The sequence below is a fragment of the Nostoc sp. ChiQUE01b genome, assembly GCF_034531255.1.
Classification (GTDB): domain Bacteria; phylum Cyanobacteriota; class Cyanobacteriia; order Cyanobacteriales; family Nostocaceae; genus Nostoc.
On sequence record NZ_JAVRBM010000155.1, the window covers coordinates 1 to 7,628 of the forward strand.

At 40.7% G+C, this 7,628-nt stretch carries 10 protein-coding genes; 3 read left to right on the forward strand and 7 right to left on the reverse strand.

What is annotated here, in order from left to right:
• The first annotated feature begins 62 nt into the window (after positions 1-62).
• From RMY63_RS40565 to RMY63_RS40575, 3 genes are all read left to right on the forward strand, one after another.
• Positions 63-701 (forward strand): TenA family transcriptional regulator, encoded by a 639-nt coding sequence (locus RMY63_RS40565; RefSeq protein ID WP_322734079.1) that lies wholly within the window; start codon positions 63-65, stop codon positions 699-701.
• Positions 702-1,215: 514 nt separating this feature from the next.
• A complete protein-coding gene (locus tag RMY63_RS40570) occupies positions 1,216-1,872 on the forward strand; it encodes an HAD family hydrolase (RefSeq protein ID WP_322734080.1) in 657 nt (218 codons plus the stop codon).
• A gap of 56 nt (positions 1,873-1,928) precedes the next feature.
• Positions 1,929-2,396: an AAC(3)-I family aminoglycoside N-acetyltransferase gene (locus tag RMY63_RS40575; protein ID WP_322734081.1), complete on the forward strand. Its 468-nt coding sequence runs from the start codon at positions 1,929-1,931 to the stop codon at positions 2,394-2,396.
• A 71-nt stretch (positions 2,397-2,467) separates the two neighbouring features.
• On the opposite strand, the gene RMY63_RS40580 is transcribed toward RMY63_RS40575, so the two are convergent.
• The 7 genes from RMY63_RS40580 to RMY63_RS40610 form a co-directional block, all read right to left on the reverse strand.
• Positions 2,468-3,142 (reverse strand): hypothetical protein, encoded by a 675-nt coding sequence (locus RMY63_RS40580; RefSeq protein ID WP_322734088.1) that lies wholly within the window; start codon positions 3,140-3,142, stop codon positions 2,468-2,470.
• 264 nt (positions 3,143-3,406) lie between these two features.
• Positions 3,407-3,712 (reverse strand): hypothetical protein, encoded by a 306-nt coding sequence (locus RMY63_RS40585; RefSeq protein WP_322734082.1) that lies wholly within the window; start codon positions 3,710-3,712, stop codon positions 3,407-3,409.
• A 382-nt stretch (positions 3,713-4,094) separates the two neighbouring features.
• A complete protein-coding gene (locus tag RMY63_RS40590) occupies positions 4,095-5,636 on the reverse strand; it encodes a hypothetical protein (protein ID WP_322734083.1) in 1,542 nt (513 codons plus the stop codon).
• Positions 5,637-5,640: 4 nt separating this feature from the next.
• Positions 5,641-5,928: a hypothetical protein gene (locus RMY63_RS40595; RefSeq protein ID WP_322734084.1), complete on the reverse strand. Its 288-nt coding sequence runs from the start codon at positions 5,926-5,928 to the stop codon at positions 5,641-5,643.
• 199 nt (positions 5,929-6,127) lie between these two features.
• Positions 6,128-6,568: a hypothetical protein gene (locus RMY63_RS40600; protein ID WP_322734085.1), complete on the reverse strand. Its 441-nt coding sequence runs from the start codon at positions 6,566-6,568 to the stop codon at positions 6,128-6,130.
• A 120-nt stretch (positions 6,569-6,688) separates the two neighbouring features.
• Positions 6,689-7,030: a hypothetical protein gene (locus RMY63_RS40605; RefSeq protein WP_322734086.1), complete on the reverse strand. Its 342-nt coding sequence runs from the start codon at positions 7,028-7,030 to the stop codon at positions 6,689-6,691.
• 65 nt (positions 7,031-7,095) lie between these two features.
• Positions 7,096-7,494, reverse strand: coding sequence for a hypothetical protein (locus RMY63_RS40610; RefSeq protein WP_322734087.1), 399 nt, complete (start codon positions 7,492-7,494; stop codon positions 7,096-7,098).
• Positions 7,495-7,628 lie beyond the last annotated feature (134 nt).

Below are 7,628 nucleotides of genomic sequence, written 5' to 3' on the forward strand. Positions count from 1 at the left end.
TTTTATTCTTCTACCACTTTTTTATGCCGTATTTATATTTCGGATAGGTCTATTGAGCCAAAATGACTATTACCTGCAAACTTCTTTTACAAAATCATGCTCAAGATTGGCAAGAAGCAACTGTGCATCCCTTTCTAAAACAGTGTCAATTAGGTATAATTCAACCCCAGCAATTCAATACATGTTTGATGCAAGATTATCTGTTTGTTGTGGAATTTACGCGGATGGTAGGGCGAGTATTAGCCAGCGCACCTCCAGAACATTTTGATGTGATACTTGGAGGACTGGCAGCTCTTAAAGACGAACTCAATTGGTTTAAAGAAAAAGCTACCCAACGACAACTGGATCTTAATATAAAAAAACAACCAACCTGTAGAGAATATTGTAAATATATGCATAGTCTTGCAGACAAGCCTTATCCTGTGCAAGCAACTGCATTTTGGGCTATTGAATTAGCCTATAATCAAGGTTGGCAACTACCAGGTAAGATGCCTGCACCTTACGATGAATTTGCACAAAGATGGGGAAATACTGATTTTACAAAATATGTAAAACTTTTGTCACAGCAAGCTGATGAGGTTTTAAAAACGGCACAGGAAGATATTCAAAAACAAGCTGAAGAATCTTTTTTAATGGTTGCAAAATTTGAACATAATTTCTGGCAGATGGCTTTTCACACAGTACAGTGTGAATCAAAATAGTTTTCACCGGACGAGTGTGAAATACCCGTAAATTCTTCTTAATTTCCTACAGAAAAACCTAAATTTCACACCCAAAAACCAGTAATATCAAGGGTTAGCGCTTTTCAAATGTGCCATTCAATTATGACCCAACATTGGGAATCAACTTAACCGGAATATGACCTTAGCAAGCTTGCCAAACCTTTGAGTAAAGGTATATTCAATTTCTGCGGAATCACAAATCTCTGTTAGTTTTGATTTCAGCCCAGGAAGTTCTCTAACCTTAATACAGATATTTACATATACATCCTTAGTTTCCACATGAAATAGTCAGCAAATTATATAGACAATAAGCTGGAGATGATACACTGGATATCAAATCTTGCCACTGTTGTAAATGACTATACTTGCTTTTTTATATTGGCGAGTTTTATACTGTGCGATAATGCTGGACGCGATCGCTCACGGGAGACACGGCAACACCGTTGTCGTCTTTTGCAAGTGGTATTAGATTTAAGATGGGGAAATATACTTCTTGGAAAATCAGAAAATTTGGCATCGAACTAACAAATTAAATTCGCAATCTCAAATCCCGGCGATATTTCTAGATAAAGATGGCACTTTAATTGAAAATGTACCAAACAATGTTGATCCGCAATTAATCGAAATGAAAATCGGTGCTCTTGAAGGATTACAAATACTTAGCAAAGCTGGATATAAATTAATTGTGATTACTAACCAGTCGGGAGTAGCACGGGATTATTTTCCAGAATCTGCCTTGATGGGAGTGGAAGCACGATTGAATGAAATATTAGAAAAAGCGGATCTATCGCTAGATGGGTTCTACTACTGTCCCCATCATCCAAATGGTGTAATATTTGAGTATGCAATTGCTTGCGATTGCCGTAAACCTAAACCAGGCTTGATTTTACGTGCAGCTAGCGAACAAAATATAGATTTAGCAAATTCTTGGTTTATTGGCGATAATCTCAGTGATGTAGAAGCTGGACATAGTGCAGGGTGTAAAACGATTTTGATAGATCAGGGTAATCAGTCTCAGCCCCAAATGTCTCGTTTAGGAATTGCTGACTATATTTTGGCTAACCTTTCAAACGAGCGCTATATGATAGTGAATGACTTGCTGCCTTGGGCTAAACTTCAAGCAAAGTTCCCTGATATGTATAGCAAGTAAGGAGATTTATAACATTCGACTTTTAACATTCCTCTGAACCAGTAAAAGATTAGCCTATGAACTTAAGCATTCAACAGATCGTGCCAGAGGACGTTGCATTAATGGAAGCTCTATTAGCGACCTTTGGTGAGGCATTCGATGAGGTGGAGACCTATGGAAATCCCCCTAGCGCAGACTACCTGCGGCAACTGCTCGATAGTGACTACTTCATTGCGATCGCCGCATTGAAAGAAGGTGAGGTCGTTGGCGGTCTTACTGCATACGAGCTTAAAAAGTTCGAGCAGGAGCGCAGTGAGATTTATATCTACGATCTCGCTGTTGCCGCCGCACACCGACGGCAGGGGATCGCAACGGCATTAATTCAGAAGCTGAAGGAAGTAGCAGCAGCATGTGGGGCTTATGTCATTTTCGTCCAGGCGGATATTGGTGACGATCCAGCCATTAAACTTTATACAAAGCTAGGCGATCGCGAAGACGTATTGCATTTCGACATAGCAGTTAATAGCGGCAATGACAATGCCTAATGCCTATCTGAGTAGTGGTTTTTTGAGAAGAGCATACTAGAGAGCGGGTCAATTTTTTACCATTTTAAATATCACGGATGATAATCTGGGCAATTTTCACTATCCCATCCATTCGGGTGTATCCCGCAGACTAGCACGTTGTCCCCATACTCAACTCCGTGATAGTTAGCGCAACCGATGCAAACTATTGGTCGGCTAACTTGGTCATCAAAATCAAAATCAAAATTATCATCTTCCGATTCATCTGCTCGAACTAAGGATGCATTACAGTTGGGGCAGGTTTGAATATCTCGCCCCAAGTCTCTAACTAGACAAGTGAGCGCTTGCCACGAAGTCATGGACTCACCACTGTTGCTAATATCAGTAGTGAGTGACGAAAAATAGGGGTAACTGCATTGGCATACGACCATTTCAGCATCAGTATGCGGATCGTAGTGAGCTTCTAGATATTCTTGGGCAATTCTCCAATTCTGTTGCTTAGAAATACTTTGTGGCTCCCCTTTATAGTTTACCTCCCACAGTTTATCATCGTGAAAAATCCTAAGAGAAAATGATGTATAGTCATGAGCTAGATTTTCTAGTTCGCAATGACTTTTGGCATTTTTGTAATCAAAAGTGCGATGCTCAACCATTAGCTTATGCTCACGGGGATAAGACTGGATTACCAAATACTCCCCTTCATAAAAGGGATTATATTTGGTAGCGATTCTTTCGTTGAAAAATAAGAAATCCCGTTCAGTATCCATATAGATAAATTGTAATCTTTCATTTGTAAAACATAGCTAACAGAGTGAACGTTGATATGTTTTGAAGATTAATTCTTGCCCAACGCTTGCCTTCGTACCTCACTATAGGCAACAAATACAATACTTAAAACTTGTGCTTGAATTAACTACGAATGCAGATGGGTGGTCACAAGTTAGCAATAGCATTACTAAAAACCCAATACCGACTTGAGTTGTTTGTTTAACTAATGAACTGAGGCGATCTCTGATATTAAAAATTTTCATTCATCCTCCTAAACCAGGAAAAAACTTACTCCAAACACTTTGCTCTTTTGAAGCTAATTCTTCTGAACCTAGAACATTCTGTAACCCTTGCTGATTACTCTGAATCTCCTGCATATTGAGAGCGTGAATAGTTTGGGCTAACTCTGGATTGTCTTCTAACAATTCAGCCTCAAAACTTAACTCTTGCTGCAACAATTGAGCATTTCGGCGCAAGGAAATCTGCTGATTTTGTCGCCGTCTGATAAGGGATTCAGTCAGATGTAATTGCTCTTCAAAACTTAAATCATCGTATTCACTGTTATACATGAGAATTCTTCTCCGATTAGCTTAAAACTTAATTTTTAGGAAAATTAACGACACTGTTCAACTAATTAAAAATGTTTGATCCCTCCATAAAGTAGCTGATATCCCAGCCTCAATCTCGTAATAAATTCATCAGTATTACGATTACCCCAAACAGGATTACTACGGCTTTTCATCCAGTTAATCGAGCTATGACAAATCTCTTGATGACAACGGTAGCACGTAGGAAATGTTGATACTCCAATAACATCATTGCCATAGTAAGCATGATGGATCTCTTCACTTTTATTAGTCAGACAGACTACACAATAATTGTGAGTTTTTCGGTGAGCGAGTGCTACTTGTTTCTTGTACTGTTTGGGATTACCATATCGAGCGTTCCAGTTTAATTGTTTGGGTATCCGAGATTTTCTAGTAATAGAGTTACCCCCTTTTCGTTTAATTCTTGTCCTGTTAATTCGTGCCACTTTTGTTTGATTTCCTGAAAATGCGGTCTTCTCCCTAATTCTGTTGCCCATTTTCTAATTTCTTCATACCAGTCAGTCTGCTGCTGTGAGGATTGCTGATTATTTTTATAACTATTAACAGTGTCATTATTCGGCTTGGAATCTTGTTTTTGTTCCAGACCTTTGATATCAAATTCCGGGATTAGGGCAACAAAGGGATTAGACCGAGTGGGAATCACCAAGGCATATCGAACTCCGGCTTTATCTAACAGTTCGCAAGCCTGTCGCAAGACCTCCAAAATCTCCTTTTTAACGTTTACAAAGTCTTGGGGATGGTCAAGGATATAACTCGATGTTTGACCCATCGCAATAAAGCAAACGTTTTTCAGAGATGGGCGGCTAAATCCGGTTTCCCCAGAAAGTGGAGACTGGCCCATAAACACCCCATGTCCTTTAAGTCCGGCGGTGAATTTGATGACATAGTTCCAAAAACCCTGCAAATCTTTAGCAGTATCAGCATCAACCATTCCTGGAAGTCCCTTGCCACCACCAAATACAGAGTCCACCTCATCCTGAGCAAGAAATAATTCGGGAACACCGTGACATTCACCACCAACAATTGATACTCTTGCTTTCTGCTTGTCAATTTGGTCTGTGGCAAAGGTAATCCAATCTCTTAACGCTTTCATGCCGTCAAACTTACGGCTGAACTTGCACAACCATCTGGTGACATCATCCTTTGGATCGCTGCCGATGACAATTGCTGGTGTTTGAGATTTTGCACCAATTTTGTTGATAATCACTCCTGCTAAAGTTGATTTGCCAGATTGTGTTCCACCAGAAAGGTAAAAATGGTGATTGCTGCGAAGGGTCATATTTTGATTAGATGCAGCATCACACAGTTCATCAATCCAAGCACCATCAATTCTGATGTACTCAGGATAATTAGCTGCGATCGCTTGGAGAACTTTCATCGCACCCGGATTAATCACGGACTGCACAAATTCTTCATCAATATCAGCAATATCGGGATTGGGAATACCAGCCGGTGAGGGTGATTGTTGTGCTGGTGGTTCTGGAAGAGTTACCAAACCTTGCAATTGATATTCAGCAATCCACCGGGGGCGCTCTTGGACTGGTAGCCGATTCACATAATCAGCAACTCTGCGTTTAGCTGCGATCGCAGTAGTGACATAATCATAAACAGCCTCACCTTGCAAATGCTGTTTAAGTGCTTTGAGGTCAGCTTCTAGCAAAGACTGGTAAACTTTTTCCTTACTTTCGCTGATTTGGGCGGATACCCCAAATAAGCCAGCACTTAGCGTTCCAGCACCAAGCAGCATCCCAGTTGTTATTCGGTCAGTATTTAAGAAAAAAGGAGCAGACAGACACATAACTGCACTCGTTCCTAAAGAACATAAGATAGTTCGTTCTGCATGAATAACGCTACTGGCAGTTAGACGTTGTAATTCAAATGGCATAAACTTATCTCACCCCCAAAGCAACACCAGCTGCAACTAAAGTCAAGAAGATAAACAGAAATATTACTCCAGGCATTAAGCCAATGGTGAAAGTTTTGCGGTTGAAGCCGAATCCTTTAATGACTAAGCCAGCAAAGTTAAACAACCCCACTGCCAAACCGCAAATGCAAATCATACCAATGATCCACACTAAGAATCGACTGACTGGGCTAGCAACTGACAGAAAACCCATCAACATTGACAGCCCAACTCCACAAACTGCATATCCAACAAAAGATAGTTTTATCTGCATATATAGTCAGCTCCCGTTAACAATTTGGGGGAGGCACAAGAGCAACAATGCTGTCCCTAATCTCAGTCCGGGAGAAGTATAAATTATCCCCTTTGGTGTTTCGACAAATATATGCTTCTTTGTCCGGGGGTTCTGGTTGACAGTTTTCTTCTACTGTGTAAGTATCACCACAAAATCTAAAAGTTTTTTTCAGCATCTTTCAAAACCTAAAACTATCACCTACTTCATCAAACGCTTTCTCGTATCCCCCCAACTGCCGTTGCTGTTCAACAGAACCAAAGGCATGACGGATCACTGCCTCTCCATGTAACGCCCTGGTTCGCTGCAAATCCTCCTCAACCTTCATAGCTTCACTCGAATATGCCAATTGGTTTTTATACATCTCTGCCAAGGATTGCAACTGCTTGAGCCTGTGCCGGGAAAATTTAGTGTGCAACCACTTCTGTGCTTTTAGAGTGCCAGCCACCTCTGCTTCATCAAGAACCTGCTTTGCTGTAGTGTAAGCTGGCAATGTGTAGCGATCGCGGATTGATGAAGGTAAATTCCCCTCAATTTGGGTAGCATCCCCAACTCTTAAATCCGTTGATACTACTCCATCATTTTTACTACCAAACAAGCCAGGAAGCCATTTACCTAACATTCCCTTCTCCCCTCTAACTACTAATTAAAGAATTCAGAAGTCAGGAGCCAGAATAAAGAATTGTAGTACTGAATGAATAGACTATAAAGCATTAAATTTTCACTTTTCAAATCTACCTATTCAGTTCTCCTGAATTTTGACTCCTGACTCCTGTGTATAAGTCTGCTGAACTTGTTGAACTTGTGACCCAATGTACCGGGTTATGCCATATATCCCCATGAACGAAAACATCAAAACTGTTATTGCTGCGATCGCAGTTTGAGCCATCATTCCCCGTTGCATCAATTCCTCAATCTGTCTATTGGAATGCGATCGCGCCTTTGACTCATCAATAAGTTGCTGGACTACCAGGAATTCTTCTGTTGTCAGATTTTCTAGTGTTAAGCCGGACAGACTCAACTCTCCGTCCTTCTTCAGGTGAATATTTAATTGTTTGTGACGAGTCTGCTCTTGTTGCTCCATATATTGCCACGCCCAAAACGAGGGTTAATAGCAGCAGATTCAGTACTGCTGCTACCAAGATCAATTTATTCGGTCGCATCTGCATTGCTAGCAGAGAGATAGAGCGATGCAATCTCCTGACCGAAACGAAAAAAGGCTTCTGGTTCTCCCTTATAATCTCTGGCGTACTCCGCGATTTCTGCTAGATATTCATTGGTTACACCATCTAAATCTTCAATAGTTTTTTGTGCCTCTCTATGAGCGAACTCTCTGACTCCTTGGTTAATACCAGTGCTAAAAGCAGAAATTTCTTCTAACTTCTGTTTTGCTTGGTTGGCAAGAGCGATTTTGTAATCATTCATGCCCTCTTGTGCTTTTTTAGTCTTGGCTCTTGGTCTTTTAGCTGCTTTTCCATTCGAGACATGACTAGTAGCAAGTGTACCAAATTGCCCACGCTCAAGAATTATCTGGTCAGCGAGACTCATAGCATCATCATCACTTAATGTATCTGAATCAAGCCCACGCTTCTTTAACTCTGCTAGTAAGTCTTCCTCTGAGAGATTAATCGCGGATTTCTCACAAAATCTGAAAAAATGGGATCAAAAACTGCGACAATGTA

What these genes read in the sequence shown, in the direction of transcription:
- RMY63_RS40580 (WP_322734088.1), bottom strand. Translation starts at nt 3,142, where the DNA reads ATGGATACTGAACGGGATTTCTTATTTTTCAACGAAAGAATCGCTACC.
- RMY63_RS40595 (WP_322734084.1), bottom strand. Translation starts at nt 5,928, where the DNA reads ATGCAGATAAAACTATCTTTTGTTGGATATGCAGTTTGTGGAGTTGGG.
- RMY63_RS40610 (WP_322734087.1), bottom strand. Translation starts at nt 7,494, where the DNA reads ATGAGTCTCGCTGACCAGATAATTCTTGAGCGTGGGCAATTTGGTACA.
- RMY63_RS40590 (WP_322734083.1), bottom strand. Translation starts at nt 5,636, where the DNA reads ATGCCATTTGAATTACAACGTCTAACTGCCAGTAGCGTTATTCATGCA.
- RMY63_RS40600 (WP_322734085.1), bottom strand. Translation starts at nt 6,568, where the DNA reads ATGTTAGGTAAATGGCTTCCTGGCTTGTTTGGTAGTAAAAATGATGGA.
- RMY63_RS40605 (WP_322734086.1), bottom strand. Translation starts at nt 7,030, where the DNA reads ATGGAGCAACAAGAGCAGACTCGTCACAAACAATTAAATATTCACCTG.
- RMY63_RS40585 (WP_322734082.1), bottom strand. Translation starts at nt 3,712, where the DNA reads ATGTATAACAGTGAATACGATGATTTAAGTTTTGAAGAGCAATTACAT.
- RMY63_RS40575 (WP_322734081.1), top strand. Translation starts at nt 1,929, where the DNA reads ATGAACTTAAGCATTCAACAGATCGTGCCAGAGGACGTTGCATTAATG.
- RMY63_RS40565 (WP_322734079.1), top strand. Translation starts at nt 63, where the DNA reads ATGACTATTACCTGCAAACTTCTTTTACAAAATCATGCTCAAGATTGG.